At 63.8% G+C, this 17,365-nt stretch carries 13 protein-coding genes and 3 tRNA genes; 6 read left to right on the top strand and 10 right to left on the bottom strand.

Annotated elements, in window-relative coordinates; translation table 11 throughout:
• The first annotated feature begins 16 nt into the window (after positions 1 to 16).
• From HNR05_RS15830 to HNR05_RS15845, 4 genes are all read left to right on the top strand, one after another.
• Positions 17 to 1,345, top strand: coding sequence for a phenylacetate--CoA ligase family protein (locus tag HNR05_RS15830; protein ID WP_179580010.1), 1,329 nt, complete (start codon positions 17 to 19; stop codon positions 1,343 to 1,345).
• Between the two features lie 107 nt (positions 1,346 to 1,452).
• Positions 1,453 to 2,367, top strand: coding sequence for a glycosyltransferase family 2 protein (locus HNR05_RS15835; protein WP_179580011.1), 915 nt, complete (start codon positions 1,453 to 1,455; stop codon positions 2,365 to 2,367).
• A gap of 3 nt (positions 2,368 to 2,370) precedes the next feature.
• Positions 2,371 to 2,820 carry a PssD/Cps14F family polysaccharide biosynthesis glycosyltransferase gene (pssD, locus tag HNR05_RS15840; protein WP_179580012.1) on the top strand — a complete coding sequence of 150 codons (450 nt, stop codon included), beginning with the start codon at positions 2,371 to 2,373 and terminating at the stop codon, positions 2,818 to 2,820.
• Positions 2,817 to 3,380, top strand: a complete 564-nt coding sequence (locus HNR05_RS15845) for a glycosyltransferase (RefSeq protein ID WP_179580013.1) — start codon at positions 2,817 to 2,819, stop codon at positions 3,378 to 3,380. Before pssD ends, HNR05_RS15845 begins: the two co-directional genes overlap by 4 nt.
• On the opposite strand, the gene HNR05_RS15850 is transcribed toward HNR05_RS15845, so the two are convergent.
• The 10 genes from HNR05_RS15850 to HNR05_RS15895 form a co-directional block, all read right to left on the bottom strand.
• Positions 3,351 to 4,919: a lipopolysaccharide biosynthesis protein gene (locus tag HNR05_RS15850; RefSeq protein WP_179580014.1), complete on the bottom strand. Its 1,569-nt coding sequence runs from the start codon at positions 4,917 to 4,919 to the stop codon at positions 3,351 to 3,353. The two genes, HNR05_RS15845 and HNR05_RS15850, sit on opposite strands and share 30 nt — an antisense overlap.
• On the bottom strand, positions 4,909 to 6,234 hold the full coding sequence (locus HNR05_RS15855; protein WP_179580015.1) for an O-antigen ligase family protein: 1,326 nt from the start codon (positions 6,232 to 6,234) through the stop codon (positions 4,909 to 4,911). The genes HNR05_RS15850 and HNR05_RS15855 overlap by 11 nt, the downstream gene beginning before the upstream one ends.
• A gap of 9 nt (positions 6,235 to 6,243) precedes the next feature.
• The gene (locus HNR05_RS15860; protein ID WP_179580016.1) at positions 6,244 to 6,996 is read right to left on the bottom strand and encodes a CDP-alcohol phosphatidyltransferase family protein; all 753 of its coding nucleotides are present in this window, start codon (positions 6,994 to 6,996) and stop codon (positions 6,244 to 6,246) included.
• Positions 6,997 to 7,018: 22 nt separating this feature from the next.
• Positions 7,019 to 10,735, bottom strand: coding sequence for a fibrinogen-like YCDxxxxGGGW domain-containing protein (locus HNR05_RS15865; protein ID WP_179580017.1), 3,717 nt, complete (start codon positions 10,733 to 10,735; stop codon positions 7,019 to 7,021).
• A 13-nt stretch (positions 10,736 to 10,748) separates the two neighbouring features.
• On the bottom strand, positions 10,749 to 11,426 hold the full coding sequence (locus HNR05_RS15870; protein ID WP_179580018.1) for a hypothetical protein: 678 nt from the start codon (positions 11,424 to 11,426) through the stop codon (positions 10,749 to 10,751).
• The gene (locus HNR05_RS15875) at positions 11,423 to 11,905 is read right to left on the bottom strand and encodes an FAD synthase family protein (RefSeq protein ID WP_343062638.1); all 483 of its coding nucleotides are present in this window, start codon (positions 11,903 to 11,905) and stop codon (positions 11,423 to 11,425) included. Before HNR05_RS15875 ends, HNR05_RS15870 begins: the two co-directional genes overlap by 4 nt.
• Before the next feature lie 23 nt (positions 11,906 to 11,928).
• A complete protein-coding gene (locus HNR05_RS15880) occupies positions 11,929 to 13,491 on the bottom strand; it encodes a sugar transferase (RefSeq protein ID WP_179580020.1) in 1,563 nt (520 codons plus the stop codon).
• 462 nt (positions 13,492 to 13,953) lie between these two features.
• Positions 13,954 to 14,026: transfer RNA gene (locus HNR05_RS15885), tRNA-Phe, on the bottom strand.
• 69 nt (positions 14,027 to 14,095) lie between these two features.
• Positions 14,096 to 14,169, bottom strand: a tRNA-Asp gene (locus tag HNR05_RS15890).
• A 101-nt stretch (positions 14,170 to 14,270) separates the two neighbouring features.
• Positions 14,271 to 14,343 (bottom strand) — tRNA-Glu (locus tag HNR05_RS15895).
• 280 nt (positions 14,344 to 14,623) lie between these two features.
• Here HNR05_RS15895 and HNR05_RS15900 point away from each other — a divergent pair.
• Together HNR05_RS15900 and HNR05_RS15905 are read left to right on the top strand one after the other, a co-directional pair.
• On the top strand, positions 14,624 to 15,958 hold the full coding sequence (locus HNR05_RS15900; protein ID WP_179580021.1) for a M23 family metallopeptidase: 1,335 nt from the start codon (positions 14,624 to 14,626) through the stop codon (positions 15,956 to 15,958).
• A complete protein-coding gene (locus tag HNR05_RS15905; protein WP_179580022.1) occupies positions 15,951 to 17,288 on the top strand; it encodes a C40 family peptidase in 1,338 nt (445 codons plus the stop codon). The genes HNR05_RS15900 and HNR05_RS15905 overlap by 8 nt, the downstream gene beginning before the upstream one ends.
• The last annotated feature ends 77 nt before the right edge of the window (positions 17,289 to 17,365 follow it).

Genomic DNA, 17,365 nt, shown 5'->3' on the forward strand with positions numbered 1-17,365 from the left:
GGATGCGAGGTGGCGTGTGGGTGCACCGCTCGCTCGTGCCTCGCTGGCGGTGAAGGCCGCACTGCTTCGTCCCCGATTGCGCGCCGACGATGTGCGACTGCGTGCCGCAGAGTTGCGCAGTCCCACCGAGACCGTCGCCCAGCAGCAGGAACGCGCACTGGCACTTGCTCGGTTCGCCTTCGATCACACCGACTTTTACCGCACACGATATGAGGCAGCGGGGATCACCCGCGCCGACCTCGCCGACCCCGCCGTCTTTTCGTCGCTCCCGATCGTGGAGAAAGTCGATCTGCGGGAGCACGGTGAGGCGTTTGCCGTGACGGGCACCCCCGATAAGCAGCGGTTGCCCTCTTCGACCGGGGGCAGTACCGGCGAGCCCCTTACGCTTTTCCATGACCGCAGCGCTCCTGTCGCCGCCATGTGGTGGCGGGTCTACCGCTGGTGGGGCGTCGACGCGTCGGCGAACAAGGGGTTCATTCAACGAGAACGCCGCACGCCCGGGGCCCGGTTGAAAGAGCGGGTTGAATGGTGGCCGACGGTCTCGTTGTTCCTTGACGCCCGCGAACTGACCGAGGTGTCAATGTCGGCCTTCGCCGCGGACTGGAACACGCATCGACCGAAACTTCTCAACGGATATGTCGGCGGTGTCTACGAGTTTGCGTCCTTCATTGCCCGGTCAGGCACCCCATTCAGTCCGCCAACGGCGATCGGGGTCACGGCGGCTCCCACCACGGCTTCGCAGCGGCGGGTCATCGAAGATGCGCTGGGGGCGCCGGTGTACGACCAGTACCGCTCGGCGGAGGTGCCCTGGATTGCGGCGGAGTGCCGTGAACGCGAGGGCCTTCACGTTCTCGCCGATCTGCGCCTGGTCGAGATTGTCGATGAGCAGGGCGACCCGTCGGCTCTCGGTGAGATCGGCGACGTTGTCGTCACCGATCTCTGCAACACCGTATTCCCACTCATCCGTTACCGACTCGGCGACCGCTCGTCGCTCAGCGCCGCGGACTGCCGCTGCGGTTTGCCCTTTGCCCGACTCACGCCGGTTCAGGGGCGCATTTCCGATGTTCTCAGGCTGCCGGGTGGCGCGCTCATCTCGGGCGGGCTGACCGGCCTGTTCAATGCCCGTCCTGATGCCGTGCGGCAGTTTCAAATTCACCAGCATGCCGATCAGAGCATCACCCTGCGCTGCGTGCGGGGCAGCGCGTCTGATTCTGCGGCACTGATTGGGCGGGCTGCCGACGAGCTCGCGTCGATCGTCGGCCACACCGTGCCGGTCAGAATCGAACTCGTCGACACGATCCGTCATGACAGAGGCAAGGTGCGTGTGGTGCTCTCGGACCTGTGATCCGACGGCGTGAGGTGGCTACACTGCAAAGACGACGTCGCGAAGCCTCTCGATGCGAAGTGGTGAGGCGCACAGCGACCTGATGTTGTTCCCGAATGGGAGGCATTATGAGCGCACCGTCAATCACTGCGGTTGTGCCGACGCACAACCGGCCCGAGCTGATGAAGCGCGCCGTGCAGAGCATCCTCGATCAGAGCTACAGCGGTGACATCGAGATCATCGTGGTGTTCGACGCCTGCCAACTCGAGCTCCCCGACGTGGTGATACCCGCCAACCGCAGTGTGCGGGGAGTGTTGAATGAGCGAAGCCGAGGATTGGCTGGTGGTCGCAACACTGGAATCTTGGCCGCTCAGCACGGTTTCGTGGCCTTTCTCGACGATGACGACCGGTGGCTGCCCCACAAGTTGGAGCGGCAGATGCCGACGTTCGACACTCATCCGGAATCGATCCTCGTCGGTACGGCGATGGTCGTCGACGACGGCGAACGCACTCACGAACGGCTGGTTCCGAGCGAGGTCGTCACCCGGTGGGATCTGCTGCACAATCGGCTGGCCGGTTTGCACTCCAGCAGCTTCGTCTTTCGCCGGTCGGCACTGCTCGGCGAGCTGGGTCTTGTCGACGAAGAGCTGCCGCGCAGCTACGGCGAAGACTATGATTTGCTGCTGCGCACGGCGGCGATCACACCGGTCCTGGTGGTCAACCATGCCCTCGTCGATGTCACCTGGCAGGGGCAATCATTCTTCTTCGGGCAGTGGGCGGTGTACGCCGAGGCATTGCAGTATCTGTTGGCGAAGCATCCGGACTTCGCGTCGAGCCCGCGAGCCATCGCTCGCATCGAAGCCCAGATCGCATTCGCGTTGGCGGCCAGCGGCGAGCGTGCCGAGGGGGCGAGGTGGGCGCGTAAAGCGCTGAGGCATGACCCCCGGCAGGTCAAGGCCTACCTGGCGCTCGCGATCGCGGCTCGACTGACCACTGCTGATCGTGTGGCGCGCACCGTGCAACGGTTCGGAAAAGGAATCTGACCCGTGCGCGTGCTCATCGTTTGTTCGTCGGGCGGGCACCTCACTCAGGCGCTGGCTTTGAAGTCGTGGTGGGGAGCCCATGAACGGTCGTGGGTGACCCTGCCCACCGAAGATGCCCGCTCCCGCCTCGGCGGCGAGACGGTCGTCGAGGCGCACTATCCGACGGTGCGCAACCTGCCGAACCTGATGCGCAACTTCCGTCTGGCGCGGCGGGTCCTGCGTGAGGTGAGGCCCGACGTGGTGTTCAGCACCGGTGCGGCGATCGCCGTGCCCTTCTTCCTGCAGGCTCGGTTGGTGGGTGCCAGGACGGTGTTCCTTGAACCTGTCGATCGCATCGCGGCCCCGTCGCTGAGCGGCCGGCTGGCCTATCCATTCGCCGACACCTTTCTGGTGCAGTGGAGCAGTCTCCAAGCGGTCTATCCGGATGCTTCGAACATTGGGGTGGTCCTGTGAGCCCACACACGGTCGTGGTCAGTGCGGGCACCTACCATCTTCCGTTCAACCGACTGGTCGACTGGATGGAGCCGTGGGTGGCCGCACATCCGAGCGTGCGGGTGATTATGCAGCATGGGCCGAGCCGACCATTGGTTGGGGCCGAGAACCATGCGATCCTGGCCTACCCCGAACTACTGGCGCTGTGCGCTGCAGCCGATGCCATCGTTTTGCAGGGCGGCGCCGGCGGCGTGATGGACATGCGCGCATTGGCGCGCATCCCGATCGTCGTGCCCCGGGTGCCCATCGACGATGAGGTCGTCGACGACCATCAGCTGCTGTTCACAAACCGGGTGGCCGAACTGGGCGTCATTGTGCGGGCGATCACCCGGGAGGCGCTCTGGGAGCACCTCGACTCCGTGCTCGCTGGAACCCTCGACACGCACGCACGAGCGGTCGATCCAACACCGGGCGTTGCCAACTTGTGTGCCCTGCTCGCCCAGCCTCCCGCGCGGTTGAACTTTGCCACCCGGATGCGTCGGCTCGGGCGGTCAGCGTCGGGAATCGTCCGGCGACAGTGACGTGATTTCGTCCGGCACCGACGGTGGTTTGGCGGCGAAGCGGCGCAGCACTGGAATTTCGCGCCAGATGCTGATGATTCCGAGCCGTTCGCGCAGTAGCCAGAGCAGGGCCAGATAGATGATGCCGAGAATGAGCACTCCCAGAATGAGCGCTGAGAACGTTGAGCCGAAGACCAGCCTGATCGTCAGGCCTCCTCCGCCGAAAACAACGAGCGGCAGAAGCATGGCGAGTCCCAGCTTGCCCGGTTGAAGGTGAACCCCCATGCGTCGATGCACCTGCCAGGATGCGATCGCTGTTTCGACAAGAATTCCCGCCGCCCAGGTGATTGCAGCGCCGAAGAGGCCAAGAACGGGCACCAGGAGAAGGTTGCCGCCCACGCTGATCGTGAAAGCGACCGCCTTGTTGTACATCTGCCACGAACTTCTACCGCCTTGCAACAAGATGCTCTGCAGCATTCCGGCACTCGACGAGACCATCATCGCTCCGGCGAGAATCACCAACACGATGGATCCGGCGGCAAACTCAGGGCCGAAGATGCTCAATACTGCCGGGCCCATCGTGGCCAAAATCAAGTAGTAGGGCCAGTTGCTGAGGATCATCGCTCGGGTCACCGAGGTGTGCAGGGTGCGTGCGGCGGTCAGCTCGGATCGGGCGAGCATCTCGGAGATTGTGGGGCTCACCGCCAAACGCATGGCCCGGTCGACTACTTGGCCGGCGCGCACCGTGCGCGTGGCGACGGCGTAGATGCCGGCCTCGGTCGGTGATCTCAACGCGGCGACGATCAGCACATCGGACCACTCGAGTGCGGTTTCCAAAGCGCCACCGACGGCTCGAGTGCTGCTGAACGCCCAGAATCGGGTAACGGCCTCACGAGTGGATTCCTGTGCCTGATGCCGCTGCCGCCAGTCGAGGACCAGAGGGCGTGCCAGCACCGCGATCGTGATCACCACCCAGAACGGGATCACGGCCATCCACGCACGAAATGCGTCAAGCGCGTTCCACGCGAAGACAATGGCGACGAGCACCATGAATAGGCGACTGAGCGGCTGCAGAATGCTCTGTAAGAGGGTGAAGGTCCACACGCCGCGCAGCATGCGTGCGGTCGTCTGCAACACGGCCAGCGCGGCCCCGAGAACGATGAAGGGGGCCATGTCGCGCAGCAACTCGGCCAGTTCGGACCGTTCGCCTCCGGAACCCAACCACGTGGCCAGTGGAGTGGCGAATACGGCGACCGCGACCGCGGCGATGATCGCCACCAGAATCACAGGAACGAGTCCGATGACGACTGTGCGCCAGCTTTCGCCCACTCGACCAAAGGCACGTTGCTCGGAAATCATCTTCACGATGCTGCTGTTGGTGCCGAGGCGCAGCACCTGGCTGGCAATCGTAAAGATACCGACAGCTTGAAAGAAGACACCGGTGCCGTGGGCGCCGAGTCCGTTACCCACGAGGGCCGTCAGGCCAAGGGCGGCGAACGCTGCGAAGGCCGAGCCGAACAGGCTCTGCGAACCGCTACGGGCCAGTCGTTCAGTGGGCATGGGCATCGACTTCCAGCTGGGGGTTCGCGTTCCAATAAACCGAGTGTTCCGCGTATCTCTCCCGCAACATCACTCCCAGAACCAGACAGATCGTGAGCATGTGCCGGTCAAGCCCGTAGAAGACAGCCATGACGCAGGCTGCCACGATCGACGAGTGCAGCCAGAGGGCAGAGACGTTCGGGGCCGACCAGGTGCGCAGCAGGCCACCGACGAGAAAGATCGCGAACAGGGCGAGGCCGACGAAACCGAAACAGAACATGGCATTCCAGATCATTCCCTGCGTGCCGACCGAGATCTCGCTCGTATACGACGGTCGAGGGGCGCCGTAGCCGAGCACGGGCGAGAGCAGGGTGCGCGTGAACGTCTCTTCATAGAGCATGCCGCGTCCTTCGGTGGTGTCGACGGTCTCCTGGCGCTCAACGATGCCGTTCATAAAGCCCGAGAGCGCGAAGATGATCGTGAGCACGGCTCCGAGACCCCCCACCCAGAGAAAGGGGATCCACTTGCCCCGCAAGAGAAGCCTGATCAAAACGTACGAGACCGCAACGATGAGGCCGACGAACAAGCCGCGGTTCGTGGTCGCGATCGCCGGCGGAATTGCCGCCCCGATGCCGACCATCAGCCAGATCGTTGCCCGCGCGGTGCGTCGTGCGATTGCCGAGGCGACGGCAACCGGGGTGAGGATGGCGATGGCTGCACCCCATCCGTTCGTGTAGGCGAAGGGGGCGGATGGTCGGAGGAACGGGGCAGCGGCGCCGTAGGGGGTTTGCACCTCTGAAAACGGCGGAAAGACCAGGTCGCTTACGTACTGGTTCTGCAACATTGACCCCGGCAGGAACTGTCCGATCGTGTGCGTCAGCGTCATTTCGGGCCACAGCATGCCGAGGTAGCCGCCTACAATCACAAATACCCAGGTGAAGGTGAGCCCGGAGAGCACGCGCTGCACGGTCAGCGATTGCCGAGCGTTGATGACGTACACCAAGATCACAGCGACAGATCCGAACTGAGCGAAGCGCACACTGAACCCCACCATTTGCCCGATGGAGTCCAACATCAGCGCGCACGGCAGCATCCACACGACGAAGGCAACCCACGGCAGGGCACCGGGAACGAGGGTGACGCGTCCGCCGCGCAGCAGAAAGGCGACCATGGGAACCGCCATCAGCGCGGTGCTGAATGGCAACATTCCCAGCGCCCACCACACCGGCATCCCCCAGAGCAGCGCCAGCACCGGCCAGGCAGGCAGAGCCGGTGCGGTGCGGGGCTGCTCGACGGCCAGGGGGGACCAGGTTCGATGACCGGGTTGCCAGTGCACGGTCATGGGCTAGACCGGTGACGGCGTCGTGGCCGCAGCTGAGGCGGCGTGCAGTGCGCGGTATTTTCGGCTGAGCGAGAGCGCAGCCACCAGAACCGTCACCGCAAAGAGTCCGAGGTAGAAGATCAGGAATGCATCTCTGGCCGCGAGAAGCGCCACCCCCAAATAGAGGAATCCGACGTCGATAGGAAGTTTGAGAAATGAGACCCAGACGGGGGAGTCGGCAGGGTGCTCTCGGGCAGGAACGCCGCTGCCGACGAGGAGTTTGTCGGCCAGGGTCTGAGCGAAAAACCACACCGACGAGAGCACGACGAAGCCGAGTGCGACCATGACAACCCATTCGGTCTCGCCGGCGCGGAAGAAATGCACGGCGACGGCCAGATGGAACAGCGGCAGACGAGCCGCGTCGACGACGTGGTCGAGCCATTCGCCCGCGAGACTACCGGTTCCGGTCAGCCGGGCGAGCTGACCATCCGCCGAGTCCAAGGCGTATCCTGCCAAGAGAAGGGCGGTGGCACCCATCGCGACCCCGACTGTGCTGGGCGCGAATGCGATCATGGCCAGCGCCACGAGGGAGAGCAGGGCGCTGAGCGCCGTGACGATGTTCGGGGTGAGGCCCAGTACGTAGGCGTAGGCGGCGGCCTGGCGGCCGAGCCTCCGGTTGATCCAGCGGAGGTAGGCGGGAACACCGGAGCCCGACTTTTGGGCCGACGTCAAACGGGCGTGCGCGAACCGGTAGCGGCTCTGACCATGTGCGCTCACGCCCGTTCTCCTTCGACTCGACCTAGTGTGTTCCCGTGAGAGTGAGGTCGAAACTCACATCGGGAGTGGTTCTGTAATTCGAATGAGTGGATGCCGCCACAACGTTGGTGCCGGCGACCAGCAGACTCACGGGCACCGTGAAGACTGCGCGGTTGGCGGCTGCGGCTGTGGACCGTGGTGCCGCGTTTGCGTAGCTGTTCTGCGTCAACGGGCCGGCGGGCATGTTCGCCCGCCCAATTTCGGTTCCGTTGAGGTAGACCACGACTCCGTCGTTGGCGATCACGCTCACCTGGGCGGTGAGCAGCGCGCTCGGATCGGCGACGTCGAATGAGCGACGGAACTGTGCGCTCAAGGGCCGGCTGGCCGGGGCTCCGACTGAAATGTCGGTGCTCTGACCTGCAGTGCCCCACCCCAGCACCGCCGCACCCGAAGCCCAGGCCGAGTCGTCGAACGCCGGGGCGTTCCAGTCAGAAGGCCAGGGGGCCGAATCAAAGCGCCACTGCCAGTCCGCACCGGTGGTGATCAGATCGACGTTCGGATCGACCGGTTGAGCGGGGGTGCTGACCGATACCGTTCCGGGCGTTGACTGCTGCCCAAAACCGTCAACGGCGATCACCGAGTAGGCATAGCTTGTCGAAGCGGTGAGGCCGGTGTCGGTATATGACGTTCCCGGTGCGGCCACCACCGCGAGCGGGGCGCCGTCACGTGAGAGTCGATATTCCGTGGCGGTCGACGCCGGATCGTTCGACCAAGACAGCTGTGTCGACGTGGAGTCGACCGCGCTGGCCGTGACCACTGGCTCGGCGGGGGCCGCGGCTGCGGTGCCCCGAGTTGCAGTGAACCGAAGGTCGAAACTGACGTCCGGGGTCGCCCTGTAGTTCACGTAGGTCGACGCCGAGACGACATTCTTTCCGGCCACGAGCAGCGCGCTGGGAACCGCGAACTCGACACGAGCGGCGGCCGCAGCCGTCGTGCGGGGCGCCGCCGTGGCGATACTGGTCTGAGTCAACGTGCCGGAGGGCAAGTTGGCTCGGCCTACTTCAGTTCCATTGACGTAGACCACGACTCCATCGTTGGCGATGACGCTGATCTTTCCGTCGGTGACGGTCAGCGGATTGTCAACCGAGAAGCTGCGGCGGAACTGTGCGCTCAGCGGCCGAGGCGTTGCTGCCCCTGTCGAGATGTCGGTGCCGAGACCCGTGGAACCGAAGCCGAGCACAGCCGATCCAGCAGCCCAGGTTGTGTCATCGAACGCGGTCGCATTCCAACTGGTCGGCCAGGTTGCCGAGTCGAAACGCCACTTCCAAGAGGCACCCGAATCAACGAAGGTGAGGGCGTCGGCGGATGGTGGGTTCACGACGTAGACCGCAGTGGTGGCCGACCGGTTTCCGGCTGGATCCACCGCCCGTACGAAGTAGCGAACGGCTGCGGCCTCGACGGGAACCTCGAGGGTGAGCGCCGACGTCGCCTGCACGACTTTGTTCTCTCGCAACACCTCATAGGAGACCGAACCGCGATCGTCAGTTGCCGCTGGCCACGACAGTGTCGCCGTGGTCGCGCTCGTTGGAGTCCCGGTCAGCTGTGCTGGTGCGCTGGGCGCGACAGCGTCGCGTGGAGCAAACCGGATGAAACCACCCGACCACTGATTAACTTCACCGGCGCGAACCGAATACAGAAAGTCGCCGCCGGTCCACAGGGTTCCCCGTGAGTCCGTGAAGATCGCCCATGATCCATAACCCTTGCGAGCTTGAAGAACGGGGCTGAACTCGGGCAGATAGGAGCCACTGGCCGAATCCCACGCGCCGAGCAGGTTCATCTTGTCGGCCTGAGTCCAGTTCGAGCCGACATTGCTCCACGAGAAGGCGTTCGAGTAGGCCCAGTCGCCGCAGTGGCAGCCACCGAAGACGGTGTTGCCCGAGGCATTCACAGCCTGGAAGTCACCGCCGTTCTTCATGATGTTTCCGGTCTCGAGCGCGAAGGTGCTTCTGTCGTAGCTGAAGAGGCTGTGTTCAGAGCCACCGAGCCAGACTCGTCCGCCGGATTCGGCGACGCCGAGTTGCCAGATGTTGCCGGTGACGTTGCCGGCGGCATCCTTTCCGCTCTTGCTGAACGTCGGAGCCCACACCGGTTGCACCACCGGAGCCCCGGCGGCTGACTGGATGGCAGTCGCACTGAGCGTTGGCACCTGACCGCTCTGACGGAAGTAGCCAGAGAAGTAGGCGCGGTCGCCGGATGCCGAGGCATCCACTCCGACGCTGGTGCCGTTCATCGACGGGTTCCAGTTGGTGTCAGGCGCACCAGTTGTCACGTTGATTCTGGCGCCGTTCCAGGCGCTGGCGGTTGCGCCGCCGGCACGCGTCCAGTGTGTGAACGCCCCCGACACGTAGAGCCAGCTGCCTTGCAGCGAGAAGCCGCGCACCTGGGTAAGGCCACCGGCAACCCGGTTTTCCACTCCCACTTGCCAGCCGGATGCCGTCGCACCGGTCGTCGGGTCGAGCACGACGAAGCTCTGGTGGGCGACACCATTCACGATGCCGAACTGCCCACCGACGGCCAGGCGGCCATCCGGCAGGCCGACCAAGGCTTTCACCTGTCCATTCAGAACCGGTCGGAAGCTTGAGACGAATTCGCCCGTGGTGGCGTCGAAGCCGGCGAGGAACGACTGCTGAATCTGGTCGGCTCCCGTGGCGTTCAGGCTGCGCTGCACATACTTGAAGTTGCCGCCGACGTAGACAGTGTTGCCGACCTGGCCAAACGCGGCCACCTCGGTGTTGAGCTCCCCGTCGAGGCCGTTGCCCTGACCTGCCACTCCCCAGACAGTGCGTGTTGCATCGCTCTCGGGTAGATCGCGCTGCGCGGTCGCTGGCGCCCCGGCATCGGGAATGGCCGGGAACGTCATGGTGCTGATCTTCAGCTGCGGACGCAGGTACATCTGCGTGAAGGGCCGGGCGTTCCCCGTGTTGTTGGTATTTGACCACAGGTACGACGTTGCGCTGGTGTAGCCGGTAATCGTCGCCCCGTAGGCGAAGCCGCCCACATAGCCCTGAGCTTGTGCAGCACTCGCGTCGACGCGACGGAGGCCAGTGTTCGAGCCGAAGTTGTTCGTTTGCCCGCCTGACCCGGTCACTCCGTCGAAGCTGTAGGTGCCGACCGGATGCTCAGCACCGAAGGTCCAGACCCAGCGGGTGCGTTTCGGCATCGTGAATCGCACCTCCTGATAGGTGGTGCCGGTCTGGTTTGTTGCCCGGCGCAGCCGTACTCCGTCAGGGAGTGCCGAGACGTTGCCCCCGTTCAGGAGCGCATCGACAGTTTTGCCGGGAAGCTGGGCCGTGGCGAATGCACCGGTTCCGTCGACAACTGTGCGCAAGGCGACCGCGGAACGCAAGCCGTTGTACTGACCCTTCCACCCTTCGCGTCCGCGAGCGATGAGCACCCAGCCGCCGCCATTGGTGGCCTGGTCGCAATAGAACTGGGTCGGAGCCTGTAACGCCGGGGTGAGCAGCCAATAAATGCCGCTGGCCGAGGCCGGATAATTCTGTTTGACCTCCCAGCAGGAACCCGCTGCCGTGCTCGAGCTGAGCCCGTCAGGCAGCGGCGTTGCAGCCGACGCGGGCGCGGCCTGTGCGGACACCGCCAGGAGCGGAGCGACCATCGCAACTGCGGCAAGCCAGACCAATGCACTCCGCCTGAAACGCGAAATGTGAGGGGTAGCGGATTCGGGTGGAGCGGTTCGTTTCATTGTTCGTTCCTTTTCATCGGGCGCACGGGGCGCCGTCGGGAGTTGCCGGAATGTCGTGGGTGACGAGCTTCCACAGCCCGTCCAGGAATTGGGCGCCGTACACATTGAGGGTCGGCGTCGATGAGGAGTAGAGCTGGTCCTTGAGCGACTCGCCGTTCTGGTCGACCACGTCGATGCTTGAGGTATCGATGCAGACGTCGAAAACGATGGTGGGCGGTGACGCGCTCAGATCGACGGAACTCACGGTGGTCCTGGTGATCTTTGCATCCCCGATCTGCTTGAGGCCTTCCTGTTGGCGCTGCGTTGCCAGGGCTTGCATCTCACCCCAGACGAACCCGGCGGCGATCGAGTCGAGGCCGTCCGTGCCGCCATCGGCACGTTGCAGGATCTCGTTGTTGGCCTGAACGAGATCGGTCACTGCGGCATTGGCTGTCTTTTCTGACGCCTCCGCATCGCCGAGCGGCGCCGGAGTTTGCGTGGGAATCGCCAACGGTGGGGCCGGTTTCGGGGTCGGCGTTGACGATTCACTCGCGCCGTCGGACGCGCCGCTCGCATTCCCCGAGTTGAGCGCACCCACGACTGCCAGCCCACTGGCGGCGACAACGACGGCAATGACTGACGCAGCGATCACGATCCGCTTCGTGCGCCGCGGCGGGCGAGAGCCGTCGTGCGGTGGTTGCGGTGCCTTCATGAGTGCTCCCGGTGTGCTGCTCGGCGTGAAATAGTGTCGGTGTGTTTGCCTTCTGCCGACTCGCGCCGGTCGAGGGCGCTGAGCGCTCGGCGCAGCCGGGTGCTGGAGGTGCTCACGGTGTACGGAAAGTAGACGACGTCGACTCCGACCCGCGCGAATTCCGTTTCCAGACGGATGCCTTTGGCGGTACCGCGCCAGTCGTCACCCTTGAAGAAAATGTCGAACTGCACGGTGCGCCAGGTGTCGAGCTTGTCGGGAACGACCTCGGCGATCGCCTCGTCGACGAAGTCGACATGCTGAACGATTTCGAGTCGTTCGGCGAGCGGCACGACGGGGTCCGTTCCCTTCACCAGGCGCAGCATCTCGTCGGAAACGACGCCGGCGATGAGGTAGTCGCACTCGCTGCGGGCGTGACGCAGCAGGTTGAGGTGGCCGACATGAAAGAGGTCGAACGCCCCTGCCGCATAACCGACTCGCACGTCGGAGCCTCTTGGGGCGACCATCAGTAGGCCCCGTCCGGGTGGATGACGGTTTTGACCGTACGCCAGATGATCATGAGGTCCCCGGCCAGCGACCAGTTTTCGACGTAGTAGAGGTCGAGCCGAACGCTGTCTTCCCAGCTCAGGTTTGAGCGTCCGTTGACCTGCCACATTCCGGTCAGACCTGGTTTGATGTACAGGCGACGATGAACATGGGTTTCGTAGCCTTTCACCTCATCGGGCAAGGGCGGCCGTGGACCGACAACGCTCATGTCTCCGACGAAGATGTTCCAGAGCTGGGGGAGCTCGTCCAACGAATACTTGCGCAACACTCGTCCCACACGGGTGATGCGGGGATCATTGCGCAGTTTGAACAGCACCCCGGACGCTTCGTTCTGGTCGAGCAGGCCAGCGAGATCGTCTTCGGCAGTGGTCACCATCGAGCGGAACTTGACCATGCGGAATGTCCGTCCACCGCGCCCGCACCGTTCTTGCCGGAAGAGGATCGAGCCGGAGCTATCAAGTTTGATCAGGATGCCAATGACGAGCAGGAGTGGCATCAGGAGCACCAAGGCGCATCCCGTGGCCACGACGTCAAGAAGACGCTTCAGCACATGCTTGGCACCCTCGAAGCGGGGAATCTCGACGTGAATAAGAGGGAGGCCATCGACGGGGCGAAAGTGGATTCGTGGGCCGGCGACATCCGTCAACCTGCTGGACAGAACAAGGTCAGCCGAGGTGGATTCGAGTTCCCAACCGAGGTTGCGGATGAAGCTGCTGCCGCCTTGGGGCTGGCCGGCGACGATCACGGTGTCTACGCCGAGATTCGCGGCGGCCTCTGCCACGTGAGCGAAGTCGGCGACGATGGGAACGCAGTGGCTGCCGACGGTCACGTGGCCATCGCGACTGTCATCGAGTGCGGCACCGACGACGAAGTAGGCGGCCCCAGACTTGTTGTCGATTTGGGCGACGACGTATTCAACGTCTTCTCGGTTACCGACGACGATCGCGCGGGCCAAGTAGTGACCGAACAGCCGCTGATGAAGCAGCCACTTGCGCCAAAGCCAGCGGTCGAGCAGAAGTCCGAGCACACCGAGCGGAAGCGCAAGCAAAAAAAAGCCGCGAGCAATGTCGATTTGAAGGATCAGGAAGAGAATCGCGAGGGTGCCGAAGGTGAGCGCACTCGCGTTCATCACGGTTCGGTACTCGGCGGGGCCGACTCCGACAACACGGGAGTCGCGGGAGTGGAAAGCGCCGAGGGCGATGATCCACGCGATGATGATAATCGCGGAGATCGACCAGTAGTCGGGATGGAATGCGCCGAATGGAGCGCTGGGGTCTGAGACGCCAAAACGCACGAGGAATGCGCAACCCACCGCCGCAACAATGATGCTGATGTCGGTGATCTTCAATCGCGTGCGGTAGCGCCTCGCCCACGCCAAGCCCGACGATTGCGCGTCGACGGGAGGCAAGAACACAGCACGTGCATCGGTGGTGGCCGCCGGTGCGGGAATGAGCCGCAGATTCGGCGGCGACGGCGGCCTGAACGGCGCGCTGCGGGGAAGCCCCTGCTGGGGATCAGTCATGAGGAGATCACCGCCGCAGACGGAGCGTCAACGAAGGGTCTTTTTTGCATGAAGAGTCGACAAAGCTGTCGACACATCGAGGATGTGTTCACTGGCCATTCCCTGCAATTCGGGTTAACAGGTTATGTATCGGGTTGTGTCAGGCACACGGTCTAGGGGGCCGCGTGCCTCACGGTCATGAAGAACCTGAAAGAATCTCAGGTGTCCATGAGGTGACCCTACCCCGCATCGGGGGTCAGGCGCAGTACCCTAATTGGGGGGTATAGGTGCCGGGGGTCGTGATCGAGTCCCAGTGAACGCGCCCCGCACGAACCGAACTGCTGACAACAGCAACTTCACCGCCGGGGAAGGCGTCTGGAAGCGCTCAGGATGGGCCGTTCACGAGGGTCGAGCCGGATCGGGCCCTCGGTCGTTGCTGGGTGCAAAAAAGCCCCTCACGAGTAGAAGCCTCGTGAAGGGCAGTGGCTCCGACCGGCATCGATCCGGTGACCTTTCGATTTTCAGTCGAACGCTCTACCAACTGAGCTACAGAGCCAGAAAACTACTTCGAGAAGCCGCTTTCTAAGGCAAAAGCCCTTCCTCTCAGAAGGGCTTCTAGCCTTTGCGACCCTGACGGGACTTGAACCCGCGACCTCCGCCGTGACAGGGCGGCACGCTAACCAACTGCGCTACAGGGCCTCGATGTAGACGAGTCTACATTTAGTTTGTTGAACTTTTTACATGGTGCTTTTACTGCCTTTGAAGCCTACTACATTTTCTATACTGCGTATTCAATTGCGTGACCCCAACGGGATTCGAACCCGTGTTAACGCCGTGAAAGGGCGCCGTCCTAGGCCGCTAAACGATGGGGCCGAGAGGTCATAACGTGCATGACTTCCGACGCATAAGCATACGCAGAGATCAGTGGAATGCCCAAATCGTATTCACCGGGCGTGTCGCGGTGTCGGTGGGGCGCCGCCTGGCGGGATACCCGTGCCGGACGTGGATCTGACGACCCTCGGCAAATGGTCACGGCTTCTGACCGCGTGCAGGTTAGATTCGGCAGGGACCCCGGGTGCGTCAGGCCCGGAGTGTTGCTGTGTGCCCTGGCCCCAGCGGCAAAAAGGAGTTACGAGTGCCCGATCGGGGAGTTATGAAACGCACATTAGCCATGTTCGGCCGTGGAAGCACAGGTCGACGGGGAGTGCCGTCCACGCGTCGCCGCACAATGAAGCGCCTCGGCGGGGCGGTCGCGTCGATTTCCTTGACGCTGGCACTCGTCCTCTCGCTCAGCCTGGCCCCATCGGGTTCGGCCCAGGCGGCGACCTATCCCAGTTGGGACGATCTGCAGAACGCCAAAGCCAACACGGCCTCCGCACAGGCCCAGGTGTCTGCGATTCAGACCCTGTTGGTGAGTCTGAAAGCTGAAGTTGACCGTACCGCAGCGGAAGCCAATGCACGCGTCGCTGAACTGCAAGCCGCGCAGGACAAGTTCGATGAGGCAGCCCGCCGCGCAACGGACCTGAAGGATCAAGCGGATGCGAGTAAGCAAGAAGCAGAGACCGCGACCCGGCAGGCGGGGCAACTCGCGGCGCAGCTTTATCGCAGCGGCGGAACCGATCTCAGCGTCAACTTGATTCTGGATGAAGCGGGCTCTGGCAAGGGTGCCGACGAGCTTCTGGCCAAGCTGGGCAGCATGAGCAAGCTCGTCGAACGCAGCTCTGAAATCTACGCACAGGCGCAAACCGCCACCAACACGGCTCAGGCCCTCGGAGATCAGGCCCACGTCGCCCAGGCGGAGCGCGAGACCCTGAGGATTGCCGCCGAGGCCGCCATGGTCAAGGCTCAGGCGGCATCGGATGCCGCGGATGCCGCACTCACCGAGTCCCAGGCCAAGAGCGTTGAGCTCGATCAGCAACTCAAATTCATGCAAGACGCCCAAGCGACAACGACGGCCGATTACGAGGCCGGTGTCGTCGAGCGCGAACGTCTGCGCAAGGAAGCCGAAAACGCCGGCGGCGGCGGTGGCTCCGCCGGTCCAGGTCTCGGCGGTGGGTACATCAGCTCCCAGGGCTGGGCCGTGCCCGGGAGCGGTCGCATCACCGACGTCTTCGGACCCCGCCCGGTGATCTGCGGCAATGACGGATGCAGCGGTGGAACACATTACGGAACCGACATCGGCACCGGGTGCTACGCATCCATCTATGCCGCACACGACGGCACCGTCGAATATGCCGGCTGGTACGGCACCTACGGCAACTTCGTGCTGATCGACCACGGTGGCGGAGTCAAGACCGGCTACGCACACATCCGTGATGGTGGAATCTTCGTGAATGTTGGTCAACAGGTCTCGGTCGGGCAGAATATTGCTAGTTCGGGCACGACTGGCGCCTCCGACGGCTGCCATCTACACTTCGAAGTTCGCCTGTGGGGCGAACGCGTCAACGCGCAACCGTTCATGGCATCGATGGGAGCTCCCCTTGGCTAACAACAAGACCAGACCGCTGTCCCGGGTGAAACCAGCCACCCTCTTCGCGGCGGTCGCCGTTGGTGCGGTAGCCGCCACGTCGGGAATCGCGGCCCCGGCCGCCTACGCTGACACAAACTATCCGACCTGGGACGAGGTGCAAAAGGCCAAGCAGAACGAGGCCTCGAAGCGCGCTCAGATCGAGTCGATCTCCGGACTTCTGACGTCGTTGCAGGATGCCGCAGCTGCCAGCTCGAAGACGTCACAGAAAGCTGCGGAGGCCTACCGGGTCACACTCGACAAGCTTGACGCCGCAATCGCACGAGAAGCTGCGCTCAAGGCCGACGCGAAGGCTGCGCAGGCCTCTGCCGACACGTCGAAGATGCGCGCAGGGCTGATTGCGGCCCATTTGGCGCGGAGCGGAGCTCAAGACCTTTCGGTCAAGTTGTTCCTTGACGGCGGGTCGGCCGACGATCTGTTGCAGCAACTCGGCACGGCCAGCAAGCTCAGCGAGCAGTCCGCCACGATTTACGAGACCGCCGTGCGCGACAAGAACGCGGCCACTTCGCTCGGCGAGCAGGCCAAATCCGCTGCCGAGGAACGCACCAGGCTCGTTGCGGAGTCGAAGTTGACCTTCGACGCTGCCAGTGCGGCCGCGCAGAAGGCCAGCGCTGCCTATGACAACGAGCAGAAGAAGTCGAACGAGCTGTATGAACAGCTCGCCGTGCTCAAGGACTCCACGGCAGATGCCGAGCGGGCCTACCGCGAAGGTCAAGACGCCGAAGACAATTTCAATCCGCCCCCGGTCACTCCGCCTCCGCCGGGGACTCCGCCCGCGGGGACTCCGCCCACGGTCACCCCGCCCACCGTCAAACCACCCACGCCGGGCACACCGACACCGCCCTCCGGCGGCGGCAACGGCGGCGGCAACACCGGTGGCGGCGGTGGTGGAACCGTTGCGCCGCCGAATGCCAGCGCGGTCGACACCGCGATGGCGTTTGCTCGCGCGCAGATCGGCGATTGGTACCAACTGGGCGGCGCCGGCCCCAACGTGTGGGACTGCTCCGGTTTGACGCGGGCGGCCTATGGCGAAGCCGGGGTCTACATCGGCAGTCACTCGGCCACCAACCAATACCGAACCATGGCCAATGCGCAACGCCTAGTGCCATTCAGTCAAGCCCAGGTCGGCGATCTGGTGTTCTGGGGCGGCAACGGGGACTACTACCACGTGGCGCTCTACGTGGGTGGTGGCCAGATTCTCGAAGCCCCCGACGTGGGTAAACAGGTGCGCATTCACAGCATCTGGGGCTGGGACGACGTGGCACCCTACGTGGGTCGCCCGACCGGCTAAAGCCGAGCATCCGTGCTCACGCGCCGTCGTAGAGCGACGCGAGTTACCGCAAACGGCCCCATGGATCTGATCCATGG

It is taken from the genome of Leifsonia psychrotolerans, assembly GCF_013410665.1.
In the GTDB taxonomy this organism is placed as follows: domain Bacteria; phylum Actinomycetota; class Actinomycetes; order Actinomycetales; family Microbacteriaceae; genus Cryobacterium; species Cryobacterium psychrotolerans_A.

What these genes read in the sequence shown, in the direction of transcription:
- HNR05_RS15835 (WP_179580011.1), top strand. Translation starts at nt 1,453, where the DNA reads ATGAGCGCACCGTCAATCACTGCGGTTGTGCCGACGCACAACCGGCCC.
- HNR05_RS15865 (WP_179580017.1), bottom strand. Translation starts at nt 10,735, where the DNA reads ATGAAACGAACCGCTCCACCCGAATCCGCTACCCCTCACATTTCGCGT.
- HNR05_RS15900 (WP_179580021.1), top strand. Translation starts at nt 14,624, where the DNA reads ATGAAACGCACATTAGCCATGTTCGGCCGTGGAAGCACAGGTCGACGG.
- HNR05_RS15850 (WP_179580014.1), bottom strand. Translation starts at nt 4,919, where the DNA reads ATGCCCACTGAACGACTGGCCCGTAGCGGTTCGCAGAGCCTGTTCGGC.
- HNR05_RS15870 (WP_179580018.1), bottom strand. Translation starts at nt 11,426, where the DNA reads ATGAAGGCACCGCAACCACCGCACGACGGCTCTCGCCCGCCGCGGCGC.
- HNR05_RS15880 (WP_179580020.1), bottom strand. Translation starts at nt 13,491, where the DNA reads ATGACTGATCCCCAGCAGGGGCTTCCCCGCAGCGCGCCGTTCAGGCCG.